The organism is Actinotignum inguinis (assembly GCF_051265835.1).
GTDB classification, from domain to species: domain Bacteria; phylum Actinomycetota; class Actinomycetes; order Actinomycetales; family Actinomycetaceae; genus Actinotignum; species Actinotignum timonense.
Genome location: NZ_JBOZDP010000001.1, coordinates 161,793 through 177,604, shown reverse-complemented (window position 1 = coordinate 177,604; position 15,812 = coordinate 161,793). Strand labels below are relative to the sequence as shown.

11 protein-coding genes are annotated in these 15,812 nt (G+C 64.9%); 7 read left to right on the top strand and 4 right to left on the bottom strand.

Annotated features, from left to right (window positions below):
* The first annotated feature begins 17 nt into the window (after positions 1-17).
* Entirely contained in the window at positions 18-1,328 is a 1,311-nt protein-coding gene (locus tag ACRQFC_RS00730; protein ID WP_284904305.1) for a C1 family peptidase, read from the top strand.
* Positions 1,329-1,331: 3 nt separating this feature from the next.
* On the top strand, positions 1,332-2,252 hold the full coding sequence (gene gluQRS, locus ACRQFC_RS00725) for a tRNA glutamyl-Q(34) synthetase GluQRS (protein WP_284904304.1): 921 nt from the start codon (positions 1,332-1,334) through the stop codon (positions 2,250-2,252).
* A 76-nt stretch (positions 2,253-2,328) separates the two neighbouring features.
* Here gluQRS and ybaK read toward each other — a convergent pair whose 3' ends face one another.
* Positions 2,329-2,838, bottom strand: a complete 510-nt coding sequence (gene ybaK, locus ACRQFC_RS00720; RefSeq protein WP_284904303.1) for a Cys-tRNA(Pro) deacylase — start codon at positions 2,836-2,838, stop codon at positions 2,329-2,331.
* An 85-nt stretch (positions 2,839-2,923) separates the two neighbouring features.
* Between ybaK and ACRQFC_RS00715 the strand changes: the two genes are divergently transcribed.
* The 4 genes from ACRQFC_RS00715 to ACRQFC_RS00700 all read left to right on the top strand — a co-directional run bounded on the left by ACRQFC_RS00715 (position 2,924) and on the right by ACRQFC_RS00700 (position 7,510).
* Positions 2,924-3,154 carry a hypothetical protein gene (locus ACRQFC_RS00715; protein ID WP_087069974.1) on the top strand — a complete coding sequence of 77 codons (231 nt, stop codon included), beginning with the start codon at positions 2,924-2,926 and terminating at the stop codon, positions 3,152-3,154.
* A 281-nt stretch (positions 3,155-3,435) separates the two neighbouring features.
* Positions 3,436-3,771, top strand: a complete 336-nt coding sequence (locus tag ACRQFC_RS00710) for a WXG100 family type VII secretion target (protein WP_284904302.1) — start codon at positions 3,436-3,438, stop codon at positions 3,769-3,771.
* 130 nt (positions 3,772-3,901) lie between these two features.
* Complete coding sequence (locus ACRQFC_RS00705; protein ID WP_284891526.1) at positions 3,902-4,189, top strand: WXG100 family type VII secretion target; 288 nt, start codon at positions 3,902-3,904, stop codon at positions 4,187-4,189.
* Positions 4,190-4,234: 45 nt separating this feature from the next.
* Positions 4,235-7,510 carry a VaFE repeat-containing surface-anchored protein gene (locus tag ACRQFC_RS00700; protein ID WP_284904301.1) on the top strand — a complete coding sequence of 1,092 codons (3,276 nt, stop codon included), beginning with the start codon at positions 4,235-4,237 and terminating at the stop codon, positions 7,508-7,510.
* A 103-nt stretch (positions 7,511-7,613) separates the two neighbouring features.
* Here ACRQFC_RS00700 and ACRQFC_RS00695 read toward each other — a convergent pair whose 3' ends face one another.
* Complete coding sequence (locus ACRQFC_RS00695) at positions 7,614-9,059, bottom strand: type VII secretion protein EccB (protein WP_284904300.1); 1,446 nt, start codon at positions 9,057-9,059, stop codon at positions 7,614-7,616.
* The gene (locus tag ACRQFC_RS00690) at positions 9,053-10,489 is read right to left on the bottom strand and encodes a hypothetical protein (protein WP_284904299.1); all 1,437 of its coding nucleotides are present in this window, start codon (positions 10,487-10,489) and stop codon (positions 9,053-9,055) included. The genes ACRQFC_RS00695 and ACRQFC_RS00690 overlap by 7 nt, the downstream gene beginning before the upstream one ends.
* 326 nt (positions 10,490-10,815) lie before the next feature.
* On the opposite strand from ACRQFC_RS00690, the gene ACRQFC_RS00685 reads away from it, so the two are divergent.
* Positions 10,816-14,793, top strand: coding sequence for an FtsK/SpoIIIE domain-containing protein (locus tag ACRQFC_RS00685; protein ID WP_284904298.1), 3,978 nt, complete (start codon positions 10,816-10,818; stop codon positions 14,791-14,793).
* On the opposite strand, the gene ACRQFC_RS00680 is transcribed toward ACRQFC_RS00685, so the two are convergent.
* The gene (locus ACRQFC_RS00680; RefSeq protein WP_284904296.1) at positions 14,747-15,763 is read right to left on the bottom strand and encodes an Fpg/Nei family DNA glycosylase; all 1,017 of its coding nucleotides are present in this window, start codon (positions 15,761-15,763) and stop codon (positions 14,747-14,749) included. The genes ACRQFC_RS00685 and ACRQFC_RS00680 overlap by 47 nt on opposite strands.
* Positions 15,764-15,812 lie beyond the last annotated feature (49 nt).

Sequence of the window (15,812 nt, the reverse complement as noted above, 5' to 3'; positions counted from 1 at the left end):
CAATGAAGGAGTTATGAATGGCCCAGGCACTTGAGACCGATATGGTGAAGAAGTTTGCGGCGGATTTCGCGGCGGATCGCACCGCTCGCATCGTCCAGAACGCCGTCACCCAGACCTCGATCACGAAGGTCGCGCAGGATCGCGATGTTATTAACGCGATTGATCCGTCCATGTCGGTGAAGGTGGACACCTGGAAGGTGAATAACCAGAAGAAGTCCGGGCGCTGCTGGCTTTTCTCCGGGCTCAGCTCGCTGAAGATGCTCGTCAATCGCGCCACCGGCCTGAAGAACTTCGAGTTCTCCCAGTCTTTCCAGCATTTCTACGACAAGCTGGAGAAGGCCAATTATTTCCTCACCTCCATGATTGAGCTGGCGGACCGCCCGGTTGATGACCGCACCGTGCACTACCTGCTGTCCGATCCCATTGGGGACGGCGGGCAGTGGAATATGTTCGTGGCCCTGGTGGACAAGTACGGGGCCTGCCCGAAGTTCGCGATGCCGGAAACGGAATCCTCTTCCAATACCCAGCTCATGAACCGCACCCTGGAAATGCTGCTGCGCCGCGCCGCCCATGATATTCGCGAAGCCGAAGCCGGCCAGCGCGAAGCCGTGCGCGAAAAGTTCATGGGGCAGGTCTACCGGGTGCTGGCGATTCACCTGGGCACCCCGCCGGAAAGCTTTGTATGGCAGTACGAAGATGAGGAGGGGAACTTCCATCGCGAAGGGAAGATGACCCCGGTGGAATTCGCGCAGAAGTACCTGCCGGATCTGGACCAGTACGTGTGCATCGTCAACGATCCGCGTAATGAGTACGGCAAGCTCTACACCGTGGATCGCCTCGGCAATGTGGTGGGCGCCAAGCCGGTCACCTACCTCAATGTGCCTATCGAGGTCATCCGCGAAGCCACCATCGCCACCCTCAAGGACGGCCAGCCCGTGTGGATGGGTTGCGATACCGGCAAGCAGTCGGATCGCGAACGCGGTATTTGGGACGGCCAGCTCTACGATTACGAAGGCACCTACGGGATTGACCTGGCGCTTTCCAAGGCCGATGAGCTCTACTACGGCGAAGCGATGATGACGCACGCCATGGTGTTCACCGGCGTTGATCTGCGTGAAGATGGCAGCCCGCGCCGCTGGCGCATCGAAAACTCCTGGGGCGATGAGCACGCCGATAAGGGCTTCTGGACCATGAACGATTCCTGGTTCGACCAGCACGTTTTCGAAGTTGCGGTCACCAAGGATCGCCTTTCCGCCGAGCTGCTGGCCGCGCTGGAAACCGAACCGGAAGTGCTGCCCGCCTGGGATCCGATGGGTTCGCTGGCCTAAACCGTGGAGTACGGCCGATACGCACCCTCGCCGAGCGGAGACCTGCACCTCGGGAATCTCCGCACCGCGCTCCTCGCCTGGGCTCTGGCCCGGCGCAGCGGGCGCGGCTTCCTCATGCGCGTGGAGGATATGGACGAACGGTCTCGCCCGCAGTTCCAGGAGCGCCAGCTCGCGGACCTGCGCGCCCTTGGCATCACCTGGGACGGCCCGGTCCAGATCCAATCCCAACGCACCGCGGGGTACGACGCCGCCTTCGCGTCCCTGTGGGAACGTGGACTGCTCTACGAGTGCTATTGCACCCGGCGTGATTTAGCCGACGCCGCCCGGGCGCCCCACGGGGCGCCCGGGGTATACCCGGGCACCTGCCGGGACCTGAGCGCGGCCGGCCGTCGGGCCGGGCGCGCCAAGCTCGCGGCGGTGGGCCGCCAGCCGGCCCTGCGGCTGCGCACCGAGGTGAAAGAACTGAGCATTCACGATGAGGTGTGCGGGGAGGTAAGCGGCGTCGTCGACGATTTTGTGATTCGGCGTGGCGATGGTCGTTACGCCTACAATTTTGCCTCCGTGGTGGATGATGCGCTTGAGCATATTACCCAGGTCACGCGCGGGGCAGATTTGGCGCCGTCCACGCCCCGGCAGGTGTATTTGCAGCGTCTGCTCGGGGCGCCCACCCCGGAATATTGGCATGTGCCCATGGTTCTCAACCAGGCCGGCGCGCGCCTGGCCAAACGCGACGGGGCCGTGACCATGCGGGCGCTCGCCGAATACGGCTGGAGCGCAGCCGATGTGCTGGCGCTCATTGGGCGTTCGCTGGGGCTGGAGGTGCGCACGGCCGCGGACTTCGCCGAGCAGCTGGATATTCAGGCGCTGCGCCGCGGGCCCTGGTACGTGGACGTGGCGGCGCTCGAAGCCGGGCCGGCTGAGTAAGCGGGAGGTATGAGCGGGCGGGCGGTGCTGAGCCGCCACGCCGCTGAGCCGCCGCGCCCCGGCCCGCCGGGCCGGCTTAAGTGTGCCGGCTAAAATCAGCGACCGGCGCGAACGTCGCGCGCGCCGCGGCCGCTAAATCAGCCGGAGCCAGCCGCACCGAGAGTCCGCGTTTTCCACCCGACACCACCATCGCCTCCAGCTCGCGCGCCGAGGCGTCAATAAAAATCGGGCTGCGGTGTTTTTGACCCAGCGGCGAAATACCCCCGGTCACGTAGCCGGTGAGTTTCTCGGCATCATGCGGATCCATCATCGCGGCCTTTTTGCCGCCCGCCGCCTTCGCCAGGGACTTGAGATTGAGCATGGCGGCAGCCGGCACCACCGCGCACACCGCCTTCCCATCCACCCGCGCCAGCAGGGTTTTGAAAATAACACGGGGATCCATCCCCAGCTCAGCGGCGGAATCGAGGGCGAATCCGTGCTCGTGATGCAAACTTTGTTCGTACTCAAGAATCGTGAACTCTACGCCGGCTTTCTCCAGGGCGAGGAGGGCCGGAGTCCCGGCCGGCTTATTTTTCTTCGACGACATACGTCCAGGATAGTAGCCCTCATGTTCATATGGATGCACTACCATATTCCTACCGGGAGCCAGCCACCCGGAGACGGAGGAAACCGTGAGGAAACGCCAATTCGGCCGCCGGCATGATGACCAGCAGCGCGGCAGTGCCACCGGGGAAGATCCCGCTATCGAATCCGAAGAAGAACTGAGCGGCGGCTATGATTTCGGCGGCTACCAGCCCGGGCAGAGCTACTACCCGCGCCGCCGCCTCTTCTGGCAACGTGCCACCATTATCGGCATCGCTTTCGTTATTTCGATGGTCGCTTTGGTGGCTTATTTCCTGTAGCGCCGGATAGGGCGCCGCGGAAGCGGCGCGGCGTCGTCGCCCTAAAACAGGGTAATGAGGTACGACGGCGCCGCCGGGCACGGGTACGCTAGGCCGGTCAAAGCCGGTCTGCCTGTGGGTGACACGCCCGCGGGGCTCGTGCCTGTGGATAACATTTTCTCCCTCTCGACAAGCACCACTTTTATCAGCCACCATTGGAACACCGGTCCTCACCGGCCGGCGTCCGAAGCGCGGAACTCTCACCACCCGCGCGCCACCACCTACGTACCTCAGGGGGATGTATGGCTGTATCCACCGCACAATTGCGGGTCGCTAATGATTCGATTCTCACCGTTCGCGCGCTCGTTACCCAGGCTCAGGAGGAGTTGCGCGCCCACCTGCACTCAACTATGGACCGCATTGCCGCCTGGCATGCCGGCTGGCGGGGTACCGCTCCGGTAACTTTCGCCGCTGCGCTGGAGGAATACCGCGCGGCCAGCGAAAAACTGCTTGCTCTGCTGGCTGATTACGGGGCGCGCCTGGGCCGCGCTGATGCCACCGTCGCTGAAACAGACGCGGCCACCCGCGCGGATTTTTCCCGCATGGCCGCGCTAGTCGGGGATCTGCCGGCGGCGTAATAGCGCTGCGTCATAGCTCCGGCCGCCCGTGCTTCAACGGCGTGGTAGTGCCCGTTTCAGCGTGATCGCGTCGGTGCGTCTGTGTCAGCGTGCTCGCCGGGGTATCCGCACACTTAAAGAAAGGATTGTTATGACCGAGCTTCGTGCTCATTTTGGGGAACTCTCCGCGGGGGCGGCTGATATGGCTGCCCACGCTTCCCGCATCGAGGGGGTGCTCGCGCAGCTCGATGCGCGAATACGCACCGCGATGGCGGATTGGGACGGGCAGTCTCAGGCAGCCTACGAAGCCGCGCAAACGCGATGGCATGCCGCGGCCCGTTCCCTGAATGATATATACGCGCGCATTGGCCAGCAGGTGGAATGCGCTTCGCAGAACTATCGCGCGGCTGACCGGGCGGTGGCTCGCCTCTTCGGGTAGAGCAGCTTCATCATGGCTCTATTTCGTCATGCAAAAAATAATATTGTGAAAGGACTCGTATCCACCATGGCAATAACCACGGGCCCGAAACCCACCCCACATGTGATTCGGGTATTTCTTGCTTTTCTCATGGTGTTCGCTCTGGCGGGCGCCGGTCTGTTCGGCGGTGCCGGAGCGCGCGCCGATTGGGATCATTCTGTTGGCCGCGGCATCGAAATTAAAGGTGTGAATATTGTTGGCCACCTCCGCCTCGGCCCCCATTACGCGGAAACGCAATCAATTAACGGGGTGGCGGTGGAAGGCTATCCCATCTGGTGTATCCAGGCGAAATATGCCGATCCTGGCCCCGGGGAAATGGTCGATATTACGACCCTTACCGAATCCCGGGCGCTCGGGCCGGGGGAATTGCAGCTGAGCACCCCGCAAATGGCCTGGCTGCTCAACCGCTATGAAGGAAATACCGCTGATGATCTCAACCTGGCTGCGTTGAGCTACCTCATCCACGTTAATTTCGAAAAGGAATATCCGGGGCGTCCGGGGCGGGCCCAAGAGACCGTGAACGAACTGGTGCAGGCGGTGCGCACCCAGCGTCCTGATATTGAGGAGCGGGCCCAGAGCTACGTGCGGGAAGCGCGCGCCAGCGCCGCCGTCGGCTACGTGAGTGGAATCGTGGAAGGCGAAGGGGACCGCAGCGGTGTCATCCGCGGTATCGGTGTGCACCCGGATGATTCCGAGGCGTGGCTGCCCGGAATTCCCGTGGTTATTACCCTCAGCGGCCCGGCGGTTTTTGACGCGAGCGGAAGCGCAACCTGGAGCGGGGTGACCGATAGCAAGCCGCTGGAGCTGGCGTGGTCGGCCACCGGGAATGGCCAGGTGAGCTATACAGCCGTTTTCGATACCCCGGTTCGCACCACCCTGACTATTTTCGGGGCTGATGGCACTGTTCAAGACACCATCACCTACGGCCACCGCCCGGTCAGCGATCCCCTCACTCGCAATGTTCCGGGCCGCACCTGGGAAGTTATTTATGATTTCCAGCCGCTTGGCACCTCGAAGGTGAGTACCCGTCCTATTAATACCGACGGCGTTATTCGCGATACCCTCACCACCGCCGTCAAGGAGGATTACGGGGACGGAAAATGGACCCAGGTGAGGGGGAAAAATGTGCCCGTCACCTACCGGGCTACCGCCTATTGGGCGGGTCGCACCACCCCGCAGCGCAGCGATACCGTTCCTGAAGGAGCCGAGGTGCTGGGCTCGGTCACGGTCCAAGCGAACGGCCCGGGGCAGACTCTCACCGCGGAACTTTCCACTCCCAAACGCGGTTTCGTCACCTGGGTATGGGAGGTCCGCAAAAACGAGCAGGGGGAGAACTCCCGCTATATTCACGCCGATTGGGCTGATCATTACGGGCTTCCGGAGGAAACCTCCCGGGAAGAATTCCCCTTCCGGCCTCTCGGGGTATCCCACGTGGCTGATGCGAAAGTGGTAGATACCGGCACGGTCCTCAGCGATACTTTCGTGGCCCGCGCCGATGAGAATTTCCGGGATGGGGAATGGAGCCGCCGCCCGGGAACGAACGGTTCTTTTGAGGATGGCCCCTTTATTCCGGTTACGTACCGGGCCACCGCCTGGTATGTCTCACCCACGGCCGTTCCCGAGCCGGGCGTGGTCCCGGCCAGCTCGGAAAAAATCGGGTCGGTAACGGTGGTTGCCGAAGGTCCGGGCCCGATTCGGGCAGAATTGAGCGAGCCGGTGAGCAAACCCGGAATGTACACCTGGGTGTGGGAAGTCCTCGCGGAGGACCAACCGGCCGAGTTCACGCCGTGGATTGAGGCCGGCTGGTCGGATACGTTCGGGCTGGCCGATGAAACAACGTCGGTGCGCTACCCCGGGAAGATCGATTCGGCTCTCTCGATTCGCCAAACGAAGTCCGGCACCTACCTGGTCGATGATGTGTGGGTGAGCGGCCTACCCGCGAACCACCCCGATTTCACCGGCGGGGCTGGATTTGGGGCGGATACTCAGACGCTAACCCACACCCTGCTGTTCTTCCCGGAAGGCCAGGCGGTCACCGATGAGAACCGCGCGGCCGCCCGCCAAATCGGGCAGCCGGTGGTACTTCCCGCCCGTAACGGTTTCTATCCCAGTGTGGGCGACCCGTCCTGGATTATGGAGCAGGATGAGGCCGGGGAGAACCTGCCGGGCACCTACGTAGTGGTCTCCGATTTCGCGGGCGATGATCGGGCGGCGCCACTGGCCACCAGCGTGACCGATGTGACCGAGCAGTTCACGGTGACCCGCGAACCGTCCCTCCACACCACCATGCACCACGAGGACACCCATATCGCGCCCAATACCGGCACCGTCACCCTGGTGGATACTGTTTCTTATCAGCACCTGCTTCCCGGTAAAGAATACGAGGTCCACGGGGCGCTCCTGGATCCGGCTAGCGGCCAGCCGCTGCGCGATACCAGTGGCAGCGAGCTCACCAGCACCAGCCGCTTCGTGCCCGAGCACCCCAACGGTAGCGTCGAGGTGGTTTTTGAGGTCGACGCCGCAACTCTGGCCGGCACCAAGGTGGTAGCCACGGAAACTCTGCGTCAGGACGGGCGGGATATTGCCGTGCATGCTGACCTGAAGGATACCAACCAGACGGTGACGTTCACGCGCCTGGCCACCCGCGCCCGGGATGGCGCTCCGAGTGCTGCTGATCATGCCAGCGGCAAAGATGGTTCGGCGGGCACCGATGGTACCGAGGGAACAAATGGTGCCGGCGGCGATCAGATTCTGAGCGCCACCGCGGACGCGGTGATCACCGATGAGGTATGCGAACTCAGCGGAGCGCTTATTCCCGGGGAAACCTACCGGATCGAAACGGCCGCCATGTTCCCCGATGGGACGCCGGTGCTCGGGAAGGATGGCACCCCGGTACGCAAAGTCAGCGACTTCGTTCCCGGTTCGCCCAGCGAATGCGCCCGCATCAAGCTGGACTTTGATGCGAGTGCTTTAGCCGGCCGCGAGGTGGTTCTTTTCGAATGGGTGTACCTGGGCGACCGGCTCATTTCCGAGCACACCGATCCTCTCGATAGCGAACAGACCGTTCGCTTCGAAGAACCACCGGTACCTCCGACGACGCCGCCCGCTACGCCGCCGGCCACCCCGCCCACCACTCCGCCGGCTACGCCACCCGCTACTCCTCCGGAGCTGCAACGCACCGGTGTGGCACTCGCGGGCTGGCTCCTGGCCGGGCTCACCGCGCTTGCCGGTGGCTTGACCCTGCGCTACCGGGCCAATTCTCGCTCCAGCGCCACCCGCTAAATCCGGGATAACCAACCACTAACTATCTCCAACGTGTGTCACTCACAGCCCGGGCCGGGGAGGAAAAATCCTCTCCCCGGCCTGGGCTTGTGGGTCTGGTCATTCACGGCCGGTGCCGGGTGCAGGCAGCAATATCGGTCCGGGCGGTACCGCCAGGATCGGTGCAGAGCTCATCGACGGAAAGATGCACGGCCGGCTCGGGAAGGAGTGCGCGCCAGGCGGGCGGAATCTCAAGCGGAGTGATGTTTTCCCAATTCGCGGCCCGGCGCAGCTGGTCAAGATCGGCGATATCTACGAGGGTGCTTCCCTGCAAGAGGGTGGCACTTCCCGCATCCGTGCCGGCCACGAGCGCAGCTCCGCTGGGTAGCAGCGGGGAATCAGGTGCGTGCACCAGGAACGAGCTTCCCGCGTGGAAAGCCGTGCATACCCGCGCGGGGCCGGGCTGCGCGGCATCGGAAGTTGGGCTTGAAGCGGTAGCGGAACCACGCTCGGAATCCATACCGGCAGTCGCACCAGCAGTCGGGGCGGAAGCCGAGGCGGTGAGCGCGCCGAGATCAGCGGGCCAGCCGTCTCCGGGGCCGGTTTCGCGAAAACTAAGATGGGCGCGAGCTGCCGGATCAAGGGCGTATACCCGCGCCCGAGCGCTGTGCTCGGAGAGCCGGTACAGGTGGAACGCGGTGGGGGAGAGCGGTTCGAGCACCCCGCCCGAACTGATGTGGAACCAGGTGCGGGTGCCATCACTTCCAGCAAAAACAACCAGGTCACCAACCCGGGCCTCCCCGATGCCAGGAAGATACCCGGCCGACTCGCCAGCAGCGGGAACGCTGAGCGGGGTGAGGGCCCGGCCTTCTGACCAGAGTTCCACCCACGCCGGTGGCGCCTCAAGCACCGGTAAGCCCGGAAACTCACTACGGAAAGCGGCTTCCGGTATATCCACCCGGTAGCGTTGCTCAGCAGCAACCAGCCACAAACCACTTGTTGTTCGCACCAGCACCGCCCCACCGAATTCAGGGAGTGGGGCTGAGGCCGCCAGGGATAACGGCGCGGCCGTGCCCTGCATATTTTCTTTGTTGCCCTCCCGTGAATCTGTAACAGTCACGGGGCAGGCCACCAGCCACGGGTCACGCAGCTCGGCTGCGCTTGGTAGAGAATCGGGAGCACCCGGAATTCCCACGGGCGCCCCGCGCGGTACATCTGCGAGCCGGGCAGCCGGGAGCACATGGGTCGCCACGCCTTCCGGATACAAAAGATAAGCGCCAGCCAGGGTGGTGAGGGGATGGAGAATTCCACCGGAACTGAGATAGCGCGCCCCGCTCTCCGCAGCGATGAGAACAGCGCCATCTTCCCAGCCGTCGGGAAGTTGCGGTGAGAGCGCTCGCGCTGCCCCGGTACCGGCCGCAGTCACCAGGGCAAGCCCAAGGGCTCCGGCCAGCCCTGCTAATCCCGGGCGGGGAGCTTCCTCATGAGCCGGCAGCCCCCACCACAACGCGCCCGCAATACTGCGGCGCCGAAAACGGCGGGAGCTCATAATCGTGCGCGCGTTTACCATGGGCTGATCGCAATAACTATCCCGGCGCCAAGCAGCGCGGTAAGAATCTGCTCGGCGATCTCCATCCGCCGGATGAGAAGAAGCTGGGCCTCAGAGTGCTCGCCGCGGCCCCGATGCTCGGTAGCCCCCAGGCTCTCCAGTGTCTCCAATGTTTCCCGAGGGCTCCGATATCCGAGGAACAGAGCGGGAATACTCACCAGCGCCGGAGCGGCCAGGCAAGCAAGAAGGCCCGGTGCTGCGTGCGCTGCCGGATTCCGCATGGCCAGCACGCAGAGCTCCACATCAAGAAGAAGGAAGAAGACAAGCCGAAGTACAAACGCGGCGTCGGCGCGCATACTTATGGCACGCAGCCCGAGCACAGTTACTGCCGTGCCGCATATGGCCGCGCTGAGGATATCCGGGCGGTAGGCCAGCGGTAGCAGCGCGGCGATCACGAAGACCGTGCCGGCTTCGCCGCCCAGGGCGCGGAGGATGAGAATGCGGGCCCAGTTTTCCGGGCTGTGCTCCGCCGGTAAATCCGCTATTTCGGCGGCGGACACCTCCGGCGGGGGCGCGCTCAACCGCAAGATAATCGGCGCAATCAGGCGGGCCGTGCACACCAGGGCCACCACGATCACGAGGGCAGCCGGCTCGGCAAGTCGGGCGTGAAGCAAGGCGCTGCCGCCCCAGCCCGCCAAACAAAGTGCCCAGCTCAGCAGCATACTGCGGCCGCCCGGCACGGGAACTATCGCCCGGGCTAGCAGCGCGATGATAAGGAGAAGGCTCCCGGCTGCAATCCCACGCGGTCCCGCACCTGGTAAAACCAGCGGGGCCGCGCGCCATCCGCAGGCTGCCCCCGTCCAGCCACTGGCCGCGAGTAGAGCTAACACCACCAGCTGCGCCCGCGTGCTCCCACCTGGGCCTTCCCACCGGCGAGCATGCGCCCAATTCACGCGGGCAAGACCGAGGAAAACAAGCGCGAGCCCGGCCAGTACGGGAAGGGCGAGCATGTGGGGGAGCGCGGCCCGCGCGGTATATCCGGCCAGGCCCAGCCCGCATACCACCACCAGCACCGTGGCACAGTTGCGGAGTGTGGCTGAGGAAAGTTCGCCGCGCTCCTTCAGAGTGGAATGGCGGATGCGGCTGAGAACCGGGTCGCTGCGCGGGGGCGTGGGCGGTGCAGGTCTGTCAATAAAAAGGCAGATTCCGGGGGAGAGCTGGCCGCCTGCCGGCAAGCTTGGATCTAGCCGTTGCCCGGTGGCGGTACGAACCGTCCAGGTGGGAGCCGCAAAATCCGGGGCGAGGAGGCGCAGCACCTCGGGAATAAGCGCCGTTAGTGAGAGCGAACTGGCCAGCTCGAATTCGCCGCGCTGCCCCGCGCAATGCACGCAGACGGGAATCGCAATATCCGCCGGCTGCGCGCCGCGCGATTCTGCTAGTTCTTCGGCCATATGCCCTCCTTTCTGCGTTCTTAGGTGACCGCGCCCGCCTACCCGAGCACTCGCTTACCCGAGCACTCGTCCGCCCGGCGCGCGGCATACCGCTCGGCATACCCGCCCGCTCATGTCGCCGCAGCCGCGGGGTGAGGGCACGGTATCAAGAAGGCCGCAACCTGACCAGGGCTCATCCACAGGCCAGAGAGTTATCCACAAGCCCAGCTGGCTCTTTGCGAGAGAAATGCGTCGTCGTACCGAAGCTGTGGATAACGGTTCGCCAAGAAACCGGACCCCCGCTAGGGTGTGCCGCAAGGAGAGCGCGCTCGCGAAAGGAGGAAGCCATGGAGGCCCTGTGCATTCCCGCGCCGCCCGCGTGTTATCGCGGCAGTGGGCAGAAAATGAGCGCCGTCATGTTCCTTCCCGCGCTGCTATCCGTGGTGATGCTCGTGATTCTCACGTCCACCACCCGGCGCTCTCCCCATCTGCTTCTCCTCATGGGAACGCTCGGGGTTCTCATGCTCGCGCTCGCGCTCCTCAACGTGGGCGTGGGGCTGCGGCGTAACGCCGGGGAACGCGACGGCGCGCGGCGCGACTACCTCGCCGCCCTGACCAGGTGCGAAGCCGAAGCTGCCCGCATACTGGAGGCCTGTGCTCGCGAGGAAGCGCAACGTTATCCGGCCCCGCTCGTGCTCCCGCTGCGCCTGGGCCGCGGCACGCCACCGCCACCGGGCCCGATCCGGGTGGGGCAGGCGCTGCTCGCGCCGCCGTATACTGTCACGCTCGCGGAGGATCCTCCGGGGGAGCGCGACGACGCCGCCCGCCGGGCGCGGGACCGCTGTGCCACGGAGGTGCAGTGCCCGATCCCCGGACCTGCACTCCTCGACCTGCCTTCGTATTCCACTGTGACGGTGAGTGGGGAGGCGGCCTGGGCCTGGGTGCGGGCCCTCCTCTGCCAGCTCGCGGCGAGTTTTTCGCCTGGTGATCTCGCTATTATCCCGGGCGATCATGTGCCTGAGGCCGAGGCGGGCTGGCTCAGTTGGCTGCCCCCGTACGCCGTCTCGGAACCGGGGCTCGGAAAGGCCATACACCTTATTATTAAGGGGCCTTCCGGGGAGCCTGATTGCCCAGGCTCCTCTTCCCACCTCGCTTTGCATGTCCGGGAAAAATCAGAGCGCGAAAATCGGCCCTCGGAAGAAGCTGGCCCGGCTGATCAACCCCGCGCGCTCGCACGCGACTGGCCTGCCCAGCATGAAGCGGGCCCGCTTCCCGAACCCGGCAGTCTCGTCGCGCTTGTGGATTATTCGGATGGTGCCGAGCCCGCGCATCTCAGCCTCGCCGATAGTACCGGGGTACGCTCGGGGATTCCCGATTTGCTTGACCTGGACGGGGCGGCTTATTGTGCCCGGGCGCTCTACCGGGCTCACGGTTCGGCTTCGCAGGATTCCACCGGCGTGCAGGGTTTTGCGAAGTTGCTCGGATTGCCATCCCTCACGCCGTCGCCCGTTTCGTCACCCGTTCTACAGTCCTCCGCTCCGCAGCTCCCCGGCTCGCTTTCTCCAACTCACCGCCCGGCCGCCACCTTGCGCGTGCCGCTCGGGCTCGATCCGCAAGGCACCCTGGTGTGGCTCGATCTCAACGAGGCCGCGGCCGGTGGGATGGGCCCGCACGGGCTGCTCGTGGGCGCCACCGGCTCCGGGAAATCGGAGCTGCTGCGCACGCTCCTCCTCGGGCTCTGCCTCACCCATTCACCCGAACAGCTCAACCTGGTCCTGATCGATTACAAGGGCGGGGCGAGTTTCCATCCTTTCGCCGAGCTGCCCCACACCGCGGCCCTGGTCACCAACCTGGAACGCGATAGCTCCCTGAGCGAGCGCATGGAGGAAACCCTGCGCGGGGAAATGAACCGCCGCCAACACCTGCTCGCCGAGCACGGCCAGCACTCTCACCTGGGAGAATACGAGGCAGCGCGCGCTCGCGGCGCCCATGACGGCCCGCTTCTCGCGCCACTCCTTATTATTATTGACGAATTCGCCGAGCTCCTGACCGACCACCCCGATCTCATCGACACCATCGTCGCCATCGGCCGCCTGGGCCGCTCGCTCGGCATCCACCTGCTGCTCGCCACCCAGCGCCTGGACGAAGGCCGGTTGCGCGGCCTGGATTCCCACCTGTCCTACCGCATCGCGCTGCGCACTTTTTCCGAGCACGAATCTCGCGCGGTCATCGGCACCCCGCAGGCCGCCCACCTCCCACCCCAGCCCGGTTGCGGTTTCCTTGCCTGCGGCGGTGCGCCGCATCGCTTCACCGGGTTTTATGTTTCTGCGCCGCTCGCGGCCCGCCCGGCTCAGGTTCCCGCGGTACGACGACGCAGCTCCGGGCCACCAGCCACCCCGCTCACTCATGCAGCTTCCGGGGCGGGCACGGTTCAGACCGGGCCATCCACACTCACTGCGGCACTCGCACCGCTGCGGGGGACCGGGCCGCGGGCCCACCCGATCTGGTTGGAGCCGCTCACCCGCCCGCGCCACCTCACCGAGCTCATCGCGGTGCGTACTTCAGCCCGGTTTGGGATATATGCGCCGAGCCAGCGCGCCGCCCCGCTCCGGCTCACGCTCGGCGAGCGCGATCTTCCCCTGCTCCAACGCCGCGAAGCGCTCCATATTGATCTCGCGGATTCTCACCTCCTGGTGCTCGGTGCTCCGGGAGCCGGATGCGATGAAGCCCTGCGGACTATTGCCGGGGCGTTGGCGCTGGGATATACCCCGGCCGAAGCGCAGTACGCGCTGTGCGATGCTTCAGGGGCCGAGCTCGCAGCCCTTATTAATGTGCCGCATATTTGTTTCCGGGTCGATTATTCCGAGCCGGAGCGGATGCGCGCCGGATTGGTTGAGCTGAGGAATATGCTTCGCGCTCGCGAAGCCGCACGCAGCGGGGAATCGCCCAGCCCCGATCCTTTCGGAGAAATATTTATTTTCCTGCGCGGTTGGTCGGTGCTGCGGGCACGCCCCGAACTGGACGAGCCACTCACGGAACTTATTGAGCGTGGCCCTGCTAGCCGCATCCACATTATTACCACGGCCGGGCGCCCCACCGATATTCCCGCGCACCTGCGCGATTTTTTCACCACCCGACTGGAGCTGCGCCTGGCTGATCCCTATGATTCCCATGCCCCGCACCGGCGCGCGGCCACCGTGCCGGTGGACTGCCCGGGCCGGGGGATAACTCCGGCCGGGGAACATTTTTTACTCGCCACCACCGAGCCGTACTCCGCTCACTCAGAGGCAGCGAGCCTGCCCGCATATTCAACCGCGCCGCCCGTATATTCAACCGCGCCGCCCGCGCATCCACCCGGCTCGGGCCCGGACTCACCCGGTCTCGACCGGGGTGATCTCCTCGCCAATATCCGCGTGGCCTGGTCCGGGCCACCCGCACCCCAGCTGTGGGAACTTCCCACCCACCTCACCTACCAGGACCTACTCACGGGAGGCGGCCTCCACAAGCCCGCGCTACATTCGTTGCACCTGGGAATGAGCGCTCGCCATCGCGGGCCAGCCACTCTTGATCTTGCCGCTACCGGGCATGCTCTTGTTATTGGGGAAGCAGGTTCGGGGAAAACCGCGGCGCTGCGCCTCCTCGCCCGGCAATTAACGCATATATCCCCGCTCCCGCGGCTCTTCCTTATTGACCCGCATGGCCATCTGCGCACGTACCTCCCGCCGGAACTCATCGCGGGAAGTTACCGAAGCACCACGCAGGCCCGGGCGGATATGGAAGCCCTCGCCCAGGTACTCGCCGCCCGCCGCACCCAAACGCACAGCACGGCGGACCGTGCCCATACTCCAGATACAACCCGCCGCACCGAGCCCGCCCCGCCACAATCCCCGTCACCCGCACCGATTATTGTCATGGTGGATGATGCCGAACTTCTTGATCCGCAAAGTTCTCCGCTCGCACCCCTCGCCGAGGTACTCGTCGATGCCGCAGAACTCGGGTGGCACCTGATCCTCGCCACCGCAGAGCCCTCGCACCTCAGCCACCTCCCGCTGTGGCGGCGGCTCCTGGCTACCTCCCCGGCGGTCGTCCTGTTCTCCGGAGATTTTCGCTATCGCGGCGTGAGTGCCCGCCGTGATATTCCGGGCCGAGCCCAGCTTATTATCGGCCCGGTAGCAGATACCGTGCAGGTCGCATGGTCCCCGCCCGCCGCGGCGAACCTCGAAGAAAGCAATCGGGTGAACCCCGCCCGCCGCGGTACGGCCCCAGAAAACCCGCGGGTTAACGCTGGCAGCCCGGGCACCAGAAGAGGCGCCGCCCCGCCATGAGTTCCTCCCGGATAATTGCGCCGCAGCGCACGCACGGGCGGCCGGTGCGGTGATACACCGCGAAGCGTGAGAGCTCCGGATCCCCCTCGGGAATCGGATCGGGCTGGAATTCGGGCGGGATCGTCACAATAATCCCGGAATCCACATCGCGGCCCATGCACAGCACCAGATCATCCCACAGCTCGCGATACCGGGATTCGGAAACTTTATTAGCCGGCCGCAGCGGGGAAATCCCGGTGCGCCACAAACAATCAGCCCGATAAATATTGCCCGGGCCCGCCACAACAGCCTGATCCATCACCACCTGGCCGGCCGGGATCTTCCGGCGGCGCGCCCCGGCCACGAATCGCTGCCGGTCACCCTCCTCATTACGAATAGGATCGGGGCCGAGCCGCGCAATCACCCCCAGGACTTCCTCCCCGCTGAGAATCTCGCAGCGGGCAGGGCCGGTGAGCTGGGCAACCGCCTCCGGCCCGGCGAGGCGCAAGCGAGTTGTCGGCGTCGTCGCCAATTCTCCCAGGACTTGAATATTGTCTTCCGGTAGACCATCGCGACCACCCGTCGGCGCCTCGACCAGGCGCGTTGTGCCATCTTGCCCGCCGTCGATGGTTTTGCGCATCCCCGAATCTTCGGTGGGGCTCACCCGAATCCCGGCGCCGTGCAAACCGGCTACTCCCGGCCCCGCAAAAGCCCATTTTCCGTAAAGGCCTAGATGAATATGGAGCCAGGTGGCCTGCGGGTCGCCAAGCTCAACGGTAGGAATACCACCCGCCGCGGCTTGTTCGGAAGTGGAAAGGAAAGGCCAGAAAAGATGCTTGCCCCAGGCGTGGGCCCGCCCGGCGCGCAATCCGTCCAGCAGGGCCGCACCTTCAGCGAAACGCCCCTGCGGGGAACTGGCCGCCACGGCGTCCCCACCGAAAAGCGCCGTGAGAATACGTCCGTGACGATGAATAGCGTGACCTTCCGGCACCGCTCCTCCTCCATTCGGTATGCAATTCATCCAGTATAGGCGGGCGGGT